Genomic DNA, 15964 nt, shown 5'->3' with positions numbered 1-15964 from the left:
GTCATATTACATACTACAATTAATTAATGGACGTAAGCACAAGTTCAGCGCACATCGTTGTAAATTTGCAACGGTTCTTCGGGCGAGAGCGATCGCAGGCGCTCCGACTCAAAAAAAGAGCCCCAGGGGGCACCCCGGAGGCTCTTCTTTGGAGGTTTGACGTGATCGCCGGTAACCTACCGTACGATCTGCCAAACTAATACCCTAAACTGATTACACCAGTCAATTAATTTTTTACATGGGCCCATGCTGTAAGCAGCCTTTTGCGCGCATCTCAAGCGGGATAGGTAAAACGCTGTGCAGCGGCAACTAAACCGAAGGTCAACCGAACCGATGCCCGAACAAGAACACTCCGATAAAGCCGCCATGGACTTCATCTGGAATATCGCCGCAATTCACTCACAGCTCGAAGAGATCCATAAGGGCTGGGCTCGGCTACTGGGAATTACTGAACCACAGTGGTTGATCCTGATGGCGATTGGCGAGCTTGATGAAGGTCGCGGCGCTTCTGGAATAGCCGTCGCGAACAAGCTGCGCATCCATGCTCCCTTTGTCACCACTCAAACGAAGCTGCTTGAGACTTTGGAGTTGGTGACGCGTGCCCCATCGCCTGAAGACGCACGTTTTGTCCAGATGTCGTTGACTGAAAAGGCGCGAGTTGAAATCGCGAAGCTGTCTATCAAGAGGCAAGCTCTAAACGCTACTATGTTTGAGGGACTGGATCAGCCCTCCATCGAGTATCTCAACAAGCGGCTCTCCTTGCTGGCCAAGAACACTCGATTGGCATCTCAAAAATTGAGCATCGGCGCACTTTAAGCGATTAATTGGCAGCGGCGGAGCTTGCGGCACTTTGTTTGGTGACGCCGCGAGGGGCTACTATCATCGGTACGTACGAAGACATGCTCCGCTGGCGAGATGGGCTTGTGGGGCTGCATCGCTCGAGCTCTTTGGTCGCCCAGCGCCCTCGCTTGAAGCATTCTTCAATACGACAGCGTCCACCGCAATGCGTTTTCTGGTCGACACCAAAAACGGATTGACGTCGATCGAAGCGATCCCGCCGTTCGCGTCCGCAATCAAATTGGAGAGCCCCACCCGCGCCTTTACCACAGAGCTTGGATGTAACGGCGGCCTTCCGCCCTTCCCCCGGAAACCTTCAAGTTTTATCCAGGCTTTAGTCCGGCCGATCAGCCGGCGCGCCTCCCTCATCGATCGGCGCGCCTGCGAGCGCGACCTCCTTCATGAACTCGATGTCGACACCTCTGGATCCAAACAGGACCGGACCCATTTCGGCTTCAGCTAGGCCCCGGGACAAGCTCCAAGTCAGCGTTGACCTGCTGAGCGATCAGGACTCCCTCGATTCTCGGGGTGGTCCTTGCCCTTGACGGCATCTGCACGCCGCGCCGAGGACCACTTATTGGATGAATGGAGCTTGGTCGGAACGTGGGCTTCCATTGTCGCAATTCTTTTTCTTAGCTGTCCCAGGATAGTTTTCACAAATCGTTCACGCTAGATCAGCCGGCAGGACTCATGTTGTGCAATGACGTACCGCGGAGCTCACCGGCAGAAGCGAGAGTAGGAGCGGGCCGCCGCGATTCAATCGCCCATCTTAGAAACGCATCGATGCGAGCGTTCGCTGATGAGGTTCACAGCTCCGCTTGAAGATCTCTCCCCGGCAAAATCCGAGGTCTTACTTCGGCAGCAGCTCATACGGACACGAATTGTTTCCGAGCTTGTGCTCAAGCCATCGGAAGATGTAGTCATCGGATGTTAGGAAGTTCTCGACCTCGCCCACTGGGGAGCTACTCATTTTGGGTATTGTTAGCTCCATATCGACATCAGCTGCCGCGCAATCGTGTTGCAATTTGATAGCCTCGGACAAGCTGACGGTGCCGCGGCCACCAGCGACCACGAGAATTGGGCATTTCAACCGCCGCACTTGTTCGGACCGACGCGCCGAAAACGCGTCCTCCTTCGGTCTATCTTCTGCTCTCGTCATCCAGTCGATAGAGGCGAGCATCCGCGCCCAGTTCCAGAGCCCACCGTCGCAAACCGCCGCAGCAACGCGGGAATCCCACGCGGCAAAATCGGTCGCAATGGACGCTGACAATCCTTCACCGTAGACTCCGATTCGACTGGCATCGACTTTCGCTTGGCCTGAGAGGAAGTCCAAGCAGCTCGACAGCAAGAGTTTGGAGGAGGCGCTCGAATGGCTCGAGACATCCTCATGAGACACAGCAAGAATCGCGACGTTTCGGCCGATTATGAGGGGCAAGAGCCGCCCCATTAAAGTCGAAACAGGCTCGTCTTCTTTTGAGATACAAATCACCGCAGGAGCTGCTGCCGGTGCACTCGATGACAAATAATACCCAGGAAGCTCGGATTGATCCCAGTATTCAACACGAACCTTCTCGAGCTTCTGCTCAAGTGTTGATCCGACCCGCTGCACTCCAGCCTCGATGTTCGCCGAAACTCTTTCAATTTCAGAGCTGTCTGGATCCACTAGTCGCCTTGCAACTTCAAAGGCTGTTAGAGCACAAAGGCAAGCGTCCCGCGCCTTATCGATTGCGCCCTCTGCGCTGTTAACAGCGCCGCGTTGAAAGTGGTAGTCGCCAAGCCTTGCCCACTTCTCGCCCCACTCTCGCCAATCCGAAGCGTCAGGACTACGGCTAAAAGACAGATTGTCCAGAAACGCTGTCGCGCCTCTTCGTGTGGACGCAAGATTGCCCGACACGCCAGACCATCCAGTACAGTCCATCCGGTTGCCCCCTTGGTAAACCCCTCACCTCTCGCTCGCGACGCTCAGCCCTTGCGTCGCGAGCAAGGACCAAAGTCTGTCCACGAGACAGATGTTTCAGTTTTGTGGCCCCTTTATCTGCAGCCGGAGCATACAAGCGCTCAAAGTCGAACTTCCCCGATCTGGGGCATGGATCGGCAGAAATAGTGCAGTTAGTTCCAGATTACGGAGCTTTTTCGTATTGAAGAAACATTTTAGCGGCGGGAGCAACTCTCCCGGCGTTAGATGATGACGAAGCTGGCCCGGTCATGTCATCGCCTCCACGAGGTCGTCCACCTAGCGGGCGGCTGCGACAAAAAAAGGGGCCACCCCCGAAGGAGTGGCCCGCCAAGTCAGGGAGGAAATGCCCCCATGGGAGGCCTCGGGGATCAGGCCGCAGCCTGATCGATCGGTGAGCATGGCAGGCCGAGACTCTCGGCCACGGCCTTGTAAGTTAGCCGGCCACGATAGACATTGAGGCCTGCTCGCAGATGCGGGTTTTCGAGCACGGCTGCAAACCCTTTGTTGGCGAGAGCCAGTCCAAAGGGCAGCGTGGCGTTATTCAGGGCGTGGCTCGACGTAAGCGGGACAGCCCCGGGCATATTAGCAACGCAATAGTGAATTATCCCGTCTACTTCATAGGTTGGTTCGGCGTGTGTGGTCGGACGAGATGTTTCGAAGCACCCGCCTTGATCGATCGCAACGTCAACGATCACCGAGCCCTTTCGCATCGAGCTCAACATGCTGCGGCTAACCAGTCTCGGCGCGCTCGCTCCGGGAACGAGCACGGCCCCGATTACGACGTCCGCGGCAAAGACCTCTTCCTCAATGGCATCTATGGTCGAGAACCTGGTACGAGCCCGCCCTTCGAACAGTTCGTCCAGTTCGCGAAGGCGAGGGATCGACCGGTCAAGGATTGTAACCTCGGCTCCCAAGCCGACCGCCATTCGGGCTGCGTGGGTACCGACAACACCGCCTCCGATCACCACGATGCGCGCTGCCTGAACACCCGGCACACCGCCGATCAACAGCCCGCGACCACCTGCATACCGCTTCAGGGCCGCACCAGCCGCCTCGATCGAAAGCCTACCTGCGACCTCACTCATGGGCGCTAGTAGCGGAAGTCCGCCATCTGCATCAGTCACTGTTTCGTAGGCGATCGCGGTACATCCGCATTTCATAAGGCCCTTGGCCTGCTCAGGATCCGGCGCCAAGTGAAGATAGGTGAAAAGAATCTGATTCTCTCGCAGCTGGGACCATTCGGAAGGCTGGGGCTCCTTGACCTTCACGATCATTTCGCTCGACCCAAATACCTCGCGAGCAGAGGTCAGGATTGTTGCACCAGCCTTGCGATAAGTTTCGTCTGTCGCACCAATGCCAGCCCCCGCATTGGTCTCAACCGCTACGCTATGGCCGGCGGCAACATACTCGCGGACGGCTCCAGGCGTCAGACCCACGCGGTATTCGTGTGTCTTGATTTCCTTGGGAACACCGACCTTCATTTGCAATCTCCTCGTTTGATGACTGTTTGTAGTCGGAACAGCAGTACTAACGAGCCGCGGAGATGGTGAAGTGGCGCACAAATTCAGCTTTTTTTTGCACGTTTGCGCAGAAATCCAGAGGACCAGCGCGAGGGGTGCGTGTCCAAGCCTATCAGAACGGGCAACCAACGTGAGTTAGATGGGTTCGCCATGTAATGATGCTTGCGCGCTTGCATTCAGTAAAGGTCAGCGTGCTGCAACTTTGTCTCGCCCATTACGGACCGGTTTCGACGCGCCGGTCTTCCTGGCGCTGGGGCTCAGCCGATCGAAACGGCACTCGACTGGACCGATCACTGTTTAGCAAGTGGCTCGTCAACAATGGATGGTAAAAGGTCGGCGCTCGCCCGAAGACGGTCGAACGCGGAAGGGCTTGAGTACATCGGCAGCATCGAACTTGCTTTGAAGGAGCAGCCGCGCTCCGCTTGCCAGCGCTACGTTCAAGAGATGAATGATCTGTGGCTGTGGAAGATCGGTAGAGCGGGGAGGAGGACGTCCCATGCGGAGAAGCCCAGAGTTCGCTCAACGTCTGCGCAGAGTACGAGGGTGCACCATGGCAGATGAGAGCACGTTTAGGGCGTTAGAGAAGCCCGGCCGGGGCGGTGCCACTCAGCTCACGCGTGAACGTCTGGCCGGTCTCGAGCTCGAAGACCGCGTCGGCTGGCCCGAGCGCCGCCTTCCTGACTTCGCGGCCTTATGAAGTCTTGCACGCTCCTGCCGCCGAGAGGGCGCGGGGCGTTGGCTGTCGGGTCCAATTTCGCGTCACCGAGCAGACGTATGGTTTATTACGCCTTATGCAGGCCGAAGTGCTGTCCCGCCGGCATGACGATCATTGTGTTAATCGCCCGATCCCGAATTGCGGACGGAGCGCTAGCACTGACCAAGTTCACTTGATTGCTCGCATCATTCCTCAGCGCCTTCTCGATTGATCGTGCAGTTTCTTAGATCATTCGTACTGGCCCCGGCAATTGCACAACTGAGTTCAGCCTCCAACAAGGCAAGGGACGCAGCAATCCAGCGATCTTCTGCGCGCTCTTGCAGGATTTCGAACAGACGACGGAGTTCGCGGACGTGGTAGCGATGAGATCACAGCGTGCGCGCGTGGAACTCGGCTGACGCGATACCCCTCAACCGCCGATGCAGGGTCTCGCGATCAATATCCATCGAAGCTGAAATAGATCGACGTCTTCGTTGTTTTGCCCCATTCGCAGTGATGCTCGAGGCGATAATGCAAGGAGCGCCTACCATGGAGGCCCGTGGGCTCATGCGCGATGGTCGAGTTTTTCAACGATTTGCTGAGCAATTGACCGAAAGCACGCATCGAGACGCAGCTCAGCAGAGCATGGCCGAGGTCGCCGCTGCGCTCGAACTGTCGTGCTTCGCATATCTCGCTTTTCCGCGTAGGCCGGGCAGTGCTCCTAATCTGATATCGACATATCCACCCTCCTGGACTGCCATCTATCTGCAGCGCGGCTACGAATCCGTCGATCCGGTGGTACGCCGGGCAATGCGCCAGCCTAAACCCTTCCGATGGGGACTTGGATTGGAAGCGCGAAATCGGTCGGAGGCAGAACGCGCTTTGTTCGAAGAAGCCGCCAAATTTGGGATTAGCTGCGGATTTACATTCCCTATCCACGATGACAAAGGCGCGATCGCCGCGCTGAGCTTTGCAAGCGACGATCGTCGAACTGGTTTCGAGCGCTCGCTGATCGAGCACGCCCAGAGCCTGCGGTTAATCGCAACGTTTTTCCATGCACATGCAAAACGCTTCTGGACGATAGATCGCATGGTCGGTGGGGTGGTGCTGTCTCCTCGCGAGTACCAGTGCCTCGAATGGTCCGCGCGCGGCAAATCAGCTGGGGAGATTGGGATCATTCTCGGCATCGCAGAGCGAACCGCGGGATTTCACCTGGATAACGCGCGCGCGAAGCTTGGCGTCAGCTCGCTCCGTCAAGCGATCGTGCTGTTGACCGAGTCAAAATCTCGAAAATAGATCAACCTCAAGGTGCAAGCACCTGTGCAACTCCACAGGATGTGCTCTCCTGCTTTCTCTGCTTGCTTGCCTGAAGCAAGGCAAGGAGGCAGGAATGATGCAGCTCATCACGCCGGAGTACTACGGCGAATTCGTCGACGATCTCACCGAGATGCACAGGCTGCGGTATCGCGTTTTCAAACAGCGCCTGGACTGGAACGTCGAGGTCAGCGACGACATGGAAGTCGACGAGTTTGATGTCCTTCGACCCGTGCACCTCCTGAACCGCTCGAACGCTGGACGTCTTCAGGGTTGTGTCCGACTTCTGCCTTCGGCCGGTCCAACCATGCTGAGAGACACCTTCCCGATTCTTCTGGACGGCCAGCCGGCGCCACGAAGCGACCGGATTTGGGAGAGCAGTCGATTCGCGCTCGATGTTCCTCCTGATGCGCCGAAGGCAAGTGGTGGACTTGCTGCTGCTACTTACGAACTGTTTGCGGGCATGATTGAATTCGGCCTTTCGATTGAATTGACCGAAATCGTAACCGTCACTGACGCCCGGATGGAACGCATTCTTCGCCGCGCGGGCTGGCCGCTCCGCAAAATCGGAAAAGCTCGTCCTCTCGGAAACACGACGGCCATCGCCGGATACCTAGAAGTCTCGCCGGCTGCGTTGATCCGGATCCGCAAAGCCGGAAACATCTCAGGACCCGTGCTCTGGGCCCCGGTCATCCGGGCGGCGGCCTAGGCCTGGCGCAGGTACGATCGCAGCATTGCTGCATGTTTGAAGAGTTTTTCGTTCGCCTCAAGACTCACGATGCAAAAACCACGAACAGGACCTTCGGTTCAGGCCAGCAGATCTCTCGAACTGAAACACCTGCGATCCGCCGTTGCTGCAGGCGACTGCGGCAGCTTCCGCGGAGCCGCGGAGCTGTTAAGGTCGCAACAGTCGAGCGTCAGCCGACGAATCGAGGAGATTGAACACCATCTGGGCATCACTATCTTCGAGCGCTATAGTGGAGGTGTGCGCCCTACACAGGCGGGCCGGAACGTGCTGCGGTTGGCCAGGATCATTCTGGAAGAATTCGACGCGCTCATCGCCACCGCAAGATCCGTCCACAACAACGAAGCCGGCCGTCTGGCCATCGGCTTCTGCACTTCGCTTTCGGCAGGTAATCTGCAAGCCTCGCTGCTCGGGTTCAAGGAGAGATTCCCGCAAATCATACTTGTGACAGTCGAACGATCACGGACGCGGCTGGCAGCGGCACTTCGAAACGGCGCGCTCGATGCTCTGATCGTGCCCGGGAGCCTCCCATTGCTGGACACTGAAGAAATGCTGCTTTGGAGCGAGCGTGTCCTTGTGGCGTTGCCCCATGATCATCCGCTTGCCGGGCGAGAGACTGTTTGCTGGACTGACCTGCGTGGCGAGACAGTGCTGCTCAGTCATTACGACCCAGGCAAGGAGCTCGAAGATCTTCTGATTTCGAAACTGGTTTCGCCTGAGCATCGCCCCAAAATCGAGCGCCATGACGTCAGTCGGGGCATGATCAAAAGTCTGATCGGCATGCACACAGGCATAAGTCTGGTGCTGGAGTCCGATATGGGGGCAAATTTTGCCGGCCTTGTCTACCGAGAGCTGCGCGATGACATGGGGCCGAGCCGCTTTGCGTTTTCAGCCCAATGGCGCACCGATAATAAAAATCTAGCCCTGCAGGAGTTCCTTCAGCTGCTCTCTGAACGCTATTCCCCGCCACCTGTTGGGCGTTGACGCGCCCGTCGAGCTTTCCGGAAACTCCGGTCCGCTGCCATGAACCGCGCCAACATCGGGGCGATAAGCTTGGCTGGATCCGCAATCGCGTGGCCGGTCTCCTGCGCGAGAATATCGGCGTAAGCGATAAGATCCCGATGGATGCTCGCGGGTAGTTCGTGCGTGACTTTAACCGGCTTATCGTTCTCGATCGCACCGAGTTTTAGCTTGGCCATTATCGTCCCCTGTACGGCTCGAGCACCAAGTCGCGGTTAACCATCACCCGCACCGGAAATCCCGGACGGATCGTCAAGGTCGGCTGGATGTTGAGATTCCGGCGGACCACCTGTTGGCCCGTCTGATTGACCGAATCTCCTGCGCCCCGACGAAGCGCGGCAATAAGGTCGCTGTTCGTGCTGCCCGTATCCGACCCGGAATTCACCTCGGTGCCGACGGCGAGCAGCGTTGAAAGCGCTGCTGCCCCCAACAGCTCCTTCCAATGGTTGTCGACCTCATCCTCAAGCCCAGAGTAGCCCGCGGCATCTGCGCCCGGCTGCCGCTCCAGCACGATCGACCGCCCATTTGGCATGATGAGGCGCGTCCACACCAGGAGCACGCGCGATTGGCCAAATGCGACTTGGCTATCATACGTCCCGATCAAGCGGGCTCCTTGCGGGATAAGGCGAGCTCGCCCGGTAGGGGAATCGTATACCGCTTCTGTGACTTGGGCCGTGATCTGCCCGGGCAGGTCGGACCGAATCCCCGTGATAAGAGCAGCCGGAATGACCGTTCCCGCCTGGACCACAAAGGGAGAGACCGGTCTTGCCAGGCGATCGGGACTGGTGGTTCGACGGTCAACGGAAGCACTGACGAACGCAAGCTTTCGATCCTGGCCATTCTGGGCAAATGCTTCGTCGGATGATGGCGCAGCATTTGATGGGGCTTCACTTGCCGATGTGACAGGGGCCTGTGCGCGGACGTTCGTGCCGGCAAACACCTTGCTGGTGCGTGCCGCCTCGCTCTCCTGATTGACGCGCTGCTGCTCAGCGTCAACACCGAGCGGGCTGGCCGTCGAAGAGCCCTGTGCGGCAACGATCGGGCGGCCAAGGTCGCCGGGTAAAGGTGGTCCAAGGCGCGGCACCTCCTTCGGGATCTCAGTGTAGTCCTTCGGCAAGGTTGCAAGCTGATCGGCGACATTGTGGTGGTCGGTCGCGTAAAGCTCCTCGGCGGCCGGCGTGCGCGATCGCTTCTCTTGCAGAGCCCAGAAGACCGCACCAGAGATGAGCACCAGCAAAAGGGCGCTGCCACCCGCAAGCACCTTGCGCGATAGGCGCGTAACTTGCGGCCGATCTGGCCGGAGCCGAAGGGTTTCGGCGATATTTTCCGGCGGCTTAACCTGAGGAGCGTCCTTGGGTGTGTCATTCGGCTGGCCGGTCTCTGTCACAGCGACCTCCCGTCGGTTCGGACGATCCTGACCTTCTGCTGGTGCTCCTCGCCGAGCCTCAGTTCCGCGGCCGCGAACAGCCGGTCGACGATCAGCACATTGCCGTAAGCGCGATAGTTGACGAGCTCGGTCTTGCCATCAGGCCCGATCACGAACAGCGGCGGCATCTCGCCCTGGCCGACGCCGGGCGAAAACTCGATGTAGACCTTGCGCCCATCGTCATAGGCATTGACAGGACGCCAGGGTGGGCTGTCTCCCGCGATGGCGTAGCGGTAACGGCGCTGCGCCTGGTCCGGGATGACGGGTGTGGGCGGCAGAGCTCGACCACGCGCGGTCCGGTCCTCCGGATAGAACCACGCGACCGAGGGCATGTAGGGCTTTTCCCGGGAGCGGAGCTCGATGAGGTAAGTGCGCCGATCGGTGTTGACGACGAGATTGGTCTCGATCGCCGGACGTGTCGGCTTCACCATGATGTGGACGCGTCGCGTGTCACCGCTGCCGCTGTCGGTGTCGCCGACCACCCAGCGCACGGTATCACCCGCGGCAACTGGTCCCGACCCGATCAGTTGCTCGCCGGGCTCCAAGGCGATGTCGGTGATCTGCCCCGGCGCGGCATAGATCTGATAGAGAGCGCCCGGACTATACGAAAACACCTGCACCGCATTGAGGTAGCCGGCTTTGCGCGGCTGCACGCGTGCCGCGTCATTCGCGGTCTCAATCCGCTCGACGGGCTCCTTGGCTTCCGCGTTCTTGCCGCCGCGCGCTGCCTTCCAGGCCGGTGGGACATGCAGCGGCCGCGGCCGATCGTCGGCAAGCGCCGGCAGATCTGGAGCCGGCGGGACATCGCTATCGTAACTGATTTGCGGCGGCTTGAACGTGGTGCACCCGCCAAGCGTGGACACACCAATGACGAGAGCCAGAGCCAGGCTCGGGCGGACCCTATGTGACGCAATAACGAGACCTGACGGCATTGCTAACCCAGCTCCTTCGACCAGTTGATGGCGTTGACGTAGATGCCAAGCGGATTCTTGCGGAGGCGATCGAGATCGCGCGGCATCTCCACGATGATGCTGAGGATCGCGCTCCACCGCTCGGTTGCGGCAAGCTGACCGTTGTCGTAACGGCGTTCGACCCAGGCGAGGCGAAAACTCTCAGGGGACGCCCGGATGACGCTCGAGACCTCGATCGCAATTTGCGTCTTGCCGAGCTTGGCGAATGGATCGTTGTTGCGGGCGTAGTCATTCAGCGCGACGGCGCCGCGATCGGTTGTAAAGTCGTAGGCGCGGAGCCAGTTTTCGCGAAGGACGATGGCGTCCATAGGCAGGCCACGCACATGCTCGATGAAGCGCGCCAGATGAAAGGCTATTTGCGGATCGGTCGGTTGATAGCTGGCATTTGCTGGAGCAACGGCTTTCGCTTCCCCCAATTGATCGACCTCGACCACCCAGGGCGTGATCGTCCCTTGAGCGGATTGCCAGACCAGGGCGCCGGCAAAGCCGGCTGATAAGAAGAGGCAGCCAAAGGCCATCAGGCGCCAGTTCTTGGCCTGCACGCGCGCAGATCCAATGCGATCGTCCCAGACCTGAGCTGCGCGTTGATAGGGAGTGACGGCCTCTGGGGTGCGGCCGTAGTGAACAGCCGATCGTTTGAACATTGCTTGACCTCAAGTGGCGGGTGAGAAAACGGATTTGGCCGATCAGAAGTCTCAGCGATCCTCTTGCGAGAGGTCGACAGATCCGCCGCCGCCGCCGTGATCACCTGAGCGGATCGCGTGGGTTGCCGCTGATGCGCCATGACTGATCGTCTGCGCTCTCTTCATGCGCCGAACCCAAGCGGGCGCGCTGTCGGAAGCTCTCGAGGAATCCCCTTCCCCCGTACCGGCATTGCTCGCCGTTCCACCATGACCAGCTGCGACCGAGCGCAAGGGGCTTGCAGCACCGGACGCGCTCGCCTCGGAGCCGGACTGACTCCCCGCCCGAAACACGCTCATGGTGCCACTTGCAATCGCACTTCCACCTCGTAGCGAGCCTGCAATCGCGCCGCCGGCGAGACCGGCAGCGCCGGCCGCAAGGCCAGCGCCAGCCGCAACGACTCCACCGGCGGCAAGTCCCGTCCCAACGGCGCTACCTGCGCCGAGCTGCGGACCTCCGGAGACGATGCCGTTGGCAATCCCGGGTCCGAAAATGCCGAGGCCCAACAGGGCGAGCGCGCCCAGCACCAGCGCCATCGCGTTCTCGATGGTCGTCTGATTGCCGCCGAAACCTGCCGTGAACTGCGAGAATAAGGTCGATCCAATGCCGACGATGACGGCGAGGACCAAAACCTTGACGCCGGAGGAGATGACGTTGCCCAGCACCCGTTCGGCCGCAAAGGCGGTCTTGCCGAACAAACCGAAGGGGATCAGGACGAAACCTGCAAGCGTCGTCAGCTTGAACTCGATCAGGGTGACGAAGAGCTGGATGGCGAGAATAAAGAAGGCGAGCAGCACCACGATCCAGGCGAACAGCAGGACCGTGATCTGGACGAAATTTTCGAGAAAGCTGACATACCCCATCAGGCCCGAGATGGAGTCCAGGATCGGACGGCCGGCATCGAGCCCCACCTGCGCGATCCGACCTGGCCGCAAGAAATCCGCCGATGACAGGCTCGTGCCCGAGGCTTTGAGTCCAAGACCTGCAAAGCTCTCGAAGACGATGCGGGCAAGGCTATTCCAGTTGCCGATCAGGTAGGCAAAGACACCGACAAACAAGGTTTTCTTGACGAGCCGGGCAAGAATCTCCTCATCACTTCCGAGGGACCAGAACAGGCCCGCAAGCGTGAGGTCGATTGCGGCCAACGTCGTGGCGAGATATCCGACTTCGCCCCCGACCAGGCCGAATCCGGAATCGATGTAGCGGGTGAAGGTTTCCAGGAACTGGTCGATGACGGAGGTGCCACCCATTGCTCACTCGCTCTGGCTTGGAATGGAGGGAGAGCCGGACGGGAGGCGGCTTTCGTCCTTGCGCGGCACAGGCGAGGAAAATGGCGCGGCGCCTACCCCGCTATCACCGTCTACCGATCCACTTTTCCCCAAGAACTGGCTGCGCCGTTCGGCCCAGATCCTCTGGCATTCGAGCAGAGCCTCTCTCTGCTCGTAGGTGACGGTGCGGCATTGCTCGAGCTTTGCCGCCGCCGGATCGGGCTTCGCAGCGAGCGAGGCGGAAGATTGGTTCGCGCTGTCGTCGCCGCGCAGGCGAACGGCGCAGGCGGCGACGACCAGGACCGTGAGGCCAACTGCCACCGCGATTGGCAGCCGTTCAAATCTGTTCTTCATCATCAGTGAAACATCTGCACGGTTGTCGGTTGATAGCCCTGCCCCTGGGTCAGAAAGCGCCGCATCTGCTCCCTCCCCTGATCCTGGGCACTTGCTCTTTGCGCGGCTTCGAGCGTTTGTGCGCGCCCCTGCGCGGCCATGGTCGCGGTGAGATCAGCAAGCTGCTGGGCTTGAAGCGCAAGGAGCTGGTTGCCGGCCTGACTTGCCTGCAGAGCACCTGACGCGCCCTGGCTTGCCGTGACCAGGGCCGACATCTGGGTGCGGTTGGTATCGAGATTGCCGACGACGGTTGCCTGCACCCGCATGGCGTCCTGCAGCCCGGCGACTGCGTTCTGCCAGCGTGTCTGGGCGTTGGCGACGAGGAACCCATTGGACATGCTCGCGGATGCGGGCGCATAAGTTGTTGAGAACGCGCGATCGATCTGCTGGACATCGTAGGCAATGCGCTGCGCTTGACTGAGCAGCTGCTGCGTGCGCTGAATCGATTGCTCGAGCTGCTGCAACGACGAATACGGCAGGCTCGCCAGGTTCTTCGCCTGATTGATCAACATCTGCGCTTGGTTTTGCAGTGAAGTGATCTGGTTGTTGATCTGCTGCAGCTCGCGCGCGGCCGTCAGCACATTTTGCACGTAGTTGTTGGGATCGAACACGATCCACTGTGCCTTTCCTTCTCGGGGCGCTTGGGTCAGGCTAATTGCGACGATACTTGCTGCCAGCAGCGGACGAAGACGTTTCATGACAAGCCACCTTCCTTGGCAAGCTGCGGAATGAGATTGCAGGCCCAGCCGAGGTCGCGCGCCTTGAGCCAGCCGGTGACGAAATCGTCCCGTCCGTGCTCCTCAAGAACCCGCTCGATGAGGGCCTGATCGGACTTGGACGACGCGGCCGCAAAGGCGAGCGCGATCTCACCAAGGCCGAGCTCGAACAGCCGGTTGCCCCGGCGCGACTGGCAGTAGTAGTCGCGCTTGGGCGTCGCGCGGGCGAGGATCTCGATCTGCCGATCATTCAGGCCAAAGCGCCGGTAGATAGCCATAATTTGGGGCTCGATGGCGCGGTCATTGGGAAGAAGGATCCGGGTCGGACAGCTCTCGATGATGGCCGGCGCAATTGCGGAGCCATCGATATCGGCCAGCGACTGGGTCGCAAACACGACGGAGGCGTTCTTCTTGCGCAGTGTCTTCAGCCATTCGCGGAGCTTGCCGGCAAAATCGGCATCGTCGAGCGCAAGCCAGCCCTCATCGATGATGAGCAGAGTCGGACGGCCGTCGAAGCGATCCTCAATCCGGTGGAACAAATAGGAGAGAACCGCCGGCGCGACACCGGTCCCGATCAACCCGTCGGTCTCAAAAGCCTGGACGAAGCCCTCTCCCAGCCGCTCACCTTCCGCATCGAGCAACCGCTCAAACGGACCGCCGAGGCAATAGGGTTGCAGCGCCCGCTTCAAGGCATTGGACTGGAGAAGAACGGACAAGCCAGTCAGCGTCCGCTCCCGAACTGGCGCCGAGCCGAGCGAGGTCAAGGCCGACCAGACATGATCCTTGGTCTCGGGCGTGACCTCGATGCGCTCGCGCGCGAGGATCGATGCAATCCAATCGGCTGCCCAACCGCGCTCCGCGACATCGTCGATGCACGCAAGCGGCTGGAGAGCCACGAATTCTGCCGAGTCTCCGCCAACCGCGCCGCCAAGATCATGCCAGTCGCCTCCCATGGCGGTCGCCGCCGCGCGGATCGACCCGCCGAAGTCAAAGGCAAAGATCTGAGCGGCCGGATATCGCCGGAACTGCAGTGCCATCAGTGCGAGCAGCACCGATTTCCCGGCGCCGGTCGGTCCAACGATCAGAGTGTGTCCGACATCGCCGACATGGAGCGCAAAGCGGAAAGGGGTCGATCCTTCCGTCTTGCCGAAGAACAGCGGAGGCGCCTTGAAATGATGGTCCCTCACCTCTCCCGCCCAGACCGCAGAAAGCGGGATCATGTGGGCGAGATTTAGCGTCGACACCGGCGGCTGGCGCACGTTTGCATAGACCTGTCCCGGCAGGCTGCCGAGCCAGGCCTCAACGGCATTAACTGTCTCGGTCATGGAGGTAAAGTCCCGGCCCTGGATCACTTTTTCAACGAGGCGTAGCTTTTCGTCCGCCGCGTGCGGATCCCTGTCCCAGACCGTGACGGTTGCCGTCACAAAGGCCTCTCCAATCTGATCCGAGCCGAGTTCCTGGAGCGCGTGATCTGCATCCATCGCCTTGTTGTGGGCATCGGTATCCAGAAGCGTGGACGCCTCGTTCGTCATCACCTCCTTCAGGATCGCGGCAATCGACTTGCGCTTGGCAAACCATTGCCGCCTGATCCTGGTCAGGAGCTTGAGAGCATCCGTCTTGTCGAGCATGATCGCCCGCGTGGACCAGCGGTACGGGAATGCGAGGCGGTTGAGATCATCGAGGATCCCGGGCGTCGTCGTCGTGGGAAACCCCACAACCGTCAGGACACGCACATGCGCGTCACCCAGCATCGGCTCAAGCCCGCCTGTCAGCGGCTGATCGGCAAGCAGCGCGTCGAGATACATCGGGATTTCCGGCACCCGAACGCGATGCCGCTTGGTCGAGACCGTCGAGTGGAGGTAGGTGAGCGTTGCCTCGTCATCGAGCCAGCCGCATTCCGGCATAAAGCCCTCAACGAGCTGCAGCACGCGGTTGGTCCGGTCGACGAAGCCACTCAGCACCTCGCGCGCATCCGCACCCGCGCTGCGATGGCCGCCCTCGTACAGGAGACGCTCTGCCACAGCTGCACTCTCTGCAGGCGGCAGATAGAGGAAGGTCAGGTAGTAGCTCGATTCATAATGGCTGCCGGCCTCCTCGAATTGCGCTTTGCGCTCCGCATCCACCAGGGCGGACGCGACATCGGGGAATGTGTCGGGCGGATAGCGCCCTGCCGAATGCCGTTGCGCCTCGACGAAAACCGCCCAGCCCGATCCGAGACGCCGGAGCGCATTGTTCAGCCGGCTTGCGACCGCAACAAGCTCAGCCGGCACGGAACTGTCGAGGTCCGGTCCCCTGAACCGCGCCGTCCGCTGAAGTGAGCCGTCCTTGTTCAATACAATTCCCTCGTCGACCAGAGCAGCCCAGGGCAGGAAATCAGCAAGGCGCGTATTCGAGCGGCGGTATTCGGCAAGATTCATCATGG

15 protein-coding genes are annotated in these 15964 nt (G+C 59.9%); 4 read left to right on the top strand and 11 right to left on the bottom strand.

All coding sequences use genetic code 11. The features are described from left to right. The first annotated feature begins 333 nt into the window (after positions 1-333). Positions 334-816 (top strand): MarR family winged helix-turn-helix transcriptional regulator, encoded by a 483-nt coding sequence (locus tag AC0L27_RS34225; protein WP_473322160.1) that lies wholly within the window; start codon positions 334-336, stop codon positions 814-816. Positions 817-879: 63 nt separating this feature from the next. Here AC0L27_RS34225 and AC0L27_RS34220 read toward each other — a convergent pair whose 3' ends face one another. The 3 genes from AC0L27_RS34220 to ald form a co-directional block, all read right to left on the bottom strand. After that, positions 880-1206, bottom strand: a complete 327-nt coding sequence (locus tag AC0L27_RS34220; protein WP_473322159.1) for an acetate--CoA ligase family protein — start codon at positions 1204-1206, stop codon at positions 880-882. Positions 1207-1687: 481 nt separating this feature from the next. Next, the gene (locus AC0L27_RS34215) at positions 1688-2731 is read right to left on the bottom strand and encodes an alpha/beta hydrolase family protein (RefSeq protein WP_473322158.1); all 1044 of its coding nucleotides are present in this window, start codon (positions 2729-2731) and stop codon (positions 1688-1690) included. A 431-nt stretch (positions 2732-3162) separates the two neighbouring features. Beyond that, the gene (gene ald / locus AC0L27_RS34210) at positions 3163-4275 is read right to left on the bottom strand and encodes an alanine dehydrogenase (protein ID WP_473322157.1); all 1113 of its coding nucleotides are present in this window, start codon (positions 4273-4275) and stop codon (positions 3163-3165) included. 1300 nt (positions 4276-5575) lie between these two features. On the opposite strand from ald, the gene AC0L27_RS34205 reads away from it, so the two are divergent. The 3 genes from AC0L27_RS34205 to AC0L27_RS34195 all read left to right on the top strand — a co-directional run bounded on the left by AC0L27_RS34205 (position 5576) and on the right by AC0L27_RS34195 (position 8051). Beyond that, on the top strand, positions 5576-6304 hold the full coding sequence (locus AC0L27_RS34205) for a helix-turn-helix transcriptional regulator (protein ID WP_473322156.1): 729 nt from the start codon (positions 5576-5578) through the stop codon (positions 6302-6304). 94 nt (positions 6305-6398) lie between these two features. Beyond that, on the top strand, positions 6399-7031 hold the full coding sequence (locus AC0L27_RS34200; RefSeq protein ID WP_473322155.1) for an acyl-homoserine-lactone synthase: 633 nt from the start codon (positions 6399-6401) through the stop codon (positions 7029-7031). A 69-nt stretch (positions 7032-7100) separates the two neighbouring features. Beyond that, positions 7101-8051: a LysR family transcriptional regulator gene (locus AC0L27_RS34195; protein ID WP_473322154.1), complete on the top strand. Its 951-nt coding sequence runs from the start codon at positions 7101-7103 to the stop codon at positions 8049-8051. Here the strand turns inward: AC0L27_RS34195 and AC0L27_RS34190 are convergent. Genes AC0L27_RS34190 through trbE form a run of 8 tightly spaced genes read right to left on the bottom strand, consistent with a single transcriptional unit; the run spans position 8024 to position 15962 of the window. Continuing rightward, positions 8024-8266, bottom strand: a complete 243-nt coding sequence (locus AC0L27_RS34190; RefSeq protein WP_473322152.1) for a DUF2274 domain-containing protein — start codon at positions 8264-8266, stop codon at positions 8024-8026. The two genes, AC0L27_RS34195 and AC0L27_RS34190, sit on opposite strands and share 28 nt — an antisense overlap. Further along, a complete protein-coding gene (locus AC0L27_RS34185; protein ID WP_473322150.1) occupies positions 8266-9474 on the bottom strand; it encodes a TraB/TrbI/VirB10 family type IV secretion system protein in 1209 nt (402 codons plus the stop codon). Before AC0L27_RS34185 ends, AC0L27_RS34190 begins: the two co-directional genes overlap by 1 nt. Continuing rightward, entirely contained in the window at positions 9471-10445 is a 975-nt protein-coding gene (gene trbG, locus AC0L27_RS34180) for a P-type conjugative transfer protein TrbG (protein ID WP_473322147.1), read from the bottom strand. Before trbG ends, AC0L27_RS34185 begins: the two co-directional genes overlap by 4 nt. A gap of 2 nt (positions 10446-10447) precedes the next feature. Further along, positions 10448-11128: a conjugal transfer protein TrbF gene (gene trbF / locus AC0L27_RS34175; protein WP_473322145.1), complete on the bottom strand. Its 681-nt coding sequence runs from the start codon at positions 11126-11128 to the stop codon at positions 10448-10450. A gap of 51 nt (positions 11129-11179) precedes the next feature. Then, on the bottom strand, positions 11180-12415 hold the full coding sequence (gene trbL / locus AC0L27_RS34170) for a P-type conjugative transfer protein TrbL (RefSeq protein WP_473322143.1): 1236 nt from the start codon (positions 12413-12415) through the stop codon (positions 11180-11182). 3 nt (positions 12416-12418) lie between these two features. Continuing rightward, positions 12419-12790, bottom strand: coding sequence for a putative entry exclusion protein TrbK-alt (trbK-alt, locus tag AC0L27_RS34165; protein WP_473322141.1), 372 nt, complete (start codon positions 12788-12790; stop codon positions 12419-12421). After that, on the bottom strand, positions 12790-13524 hold the full coding sequence (gene trbJ / locus AC0L27_RS34160) for a P-type conjugative transfer protein TrbJ (protein WP_473322139.1): 735 nt from the start codon (positions 13522-13524) through the stop codon (positions 12790-12792). Before trbJ ends, trbK-alt begins: the two co-directional genes overlap by 1 nt. Further along, positions 13521-15962 carry a conjugal transfer protein TrbE gene (gene trbE, locus AC0L27_RS34155; protein ID WP_473322137.1) on the bottom strand — a complete coding sequence of 814 codons (2442 nt, stop codon included), beginning with the start codon at positions 15960-15962 and terminating at the stop codon, positions 13521-13523. Before trbE ends, trbJ begins: the two co-directional genes overlap by 4 nt. Between the last annotated feature and the right edge of the window lie 2 nt (positions 15963-15964).

The organism is Bradyrhizobium sp. Ken51 (assembly GCF_055807435.1).
Note: the sequence above shows the minus strand (reverse complement) of the source record. Positions and strands in the feature narration are given on the sequence as shown.

What these genes read in the sequence shown, in the direction of transcription:
- AC0L27_RS34225 (WP_473322160.1), top strand. Translation starts at nt 334, where the DNA reads ATGCCCGAACAAGAACACTCCGATAAAGCCGCCATGGACTTCATCTGG.
- AC0L27_RS34220 (WP_473322159.1), bottom strand. Translation starts at nt 1,206, where the DNA reads ATGAGGGAGGCGCGCCGGCTGATCGGCCGGACTAAAGCCTGGATAAAA.
- ald (WP_473322157.1), bottom strand. Translation starts at nt 4,275, where the DNA reads ATGAAGGTCGGTGTTCCCAAGGAAATCAAGACACACGAATACCGCGTG.
- AC0L27_RS34205 (WP_473322156.1), top strand. Translation starts at nt 5,576, where the DNA reads ATGCGCGATGGTCGAGTTTTTCAACGATTTGCTGAGCAATTGACCGAA.
- AC0L27_RS34200 (WP_473322155.1), top strand. Translation starts at nt 6,399, where the DNA reads ATGATGCAGCTCATCACGCCGGAGTACTACGGCGAATTCGTCGACGAT.
- AC0L27_RS34195 (WP_473322154.1), top strand. Translation starts at nt 7,101, where the DNA reads ATGCAAAAACCACGAACAGGACCTTCGGTTCAGGCCAGCAGATCTCTC.
- AC0L27_RS34190 (WP_473322152.1), bottom strand. Translation starts at nt 8,266, where the DNA reads ATGGCCAAGCTAAAACTCGGTGCGATCGAGAACGATAAGCCGGTTAAA.
- trbG (WP_473322147.1), bottom strand. Translation starts at nt 10,445, where the DNA reads ATGCCGTCAGGTCTCGTTATTGCGTCACATAGGGTCCGCCCGAGCCTG.
- trbF (WP_473322145.1), bottom strand. Translation starts at nt 11,128, where the DNA reads ATGTTCAAACGATCGGCTGTTCACTACGGCCGCACCCCAGAGGCCGTC.
- trbL (WP_473322143.1), bottom strand. Translation starts at nt 12,415, where the DNA reads ATGGGTGGCACCTCCGTCATCGACCAGTTCCTGGAAACCTTCACCCGC.
- trbK-alt (WP_473322141.1), bottom strand. Translation starts at nt 12,790, where the DNA reads ATGATGAAGAACAGATTTGAACGGCTGCCAATCGCGGTGGCAGTTGGC.
- trbJ (WP_473322139.1), bottom strand. Translation starts at nt 13,524, where the DNA reads ATGAAACGTCTTCGTCCGCTGCTGGCAGCAAGTATCGTCGCAATTAGC.
- trbE (WP_473322137.1), bottom strand. Translation starts at nt 15,962, where the DNA reads ATGATGAATCTTGCCGAATACCGCCGCTCGAATACGCGCCTTGCTGAT.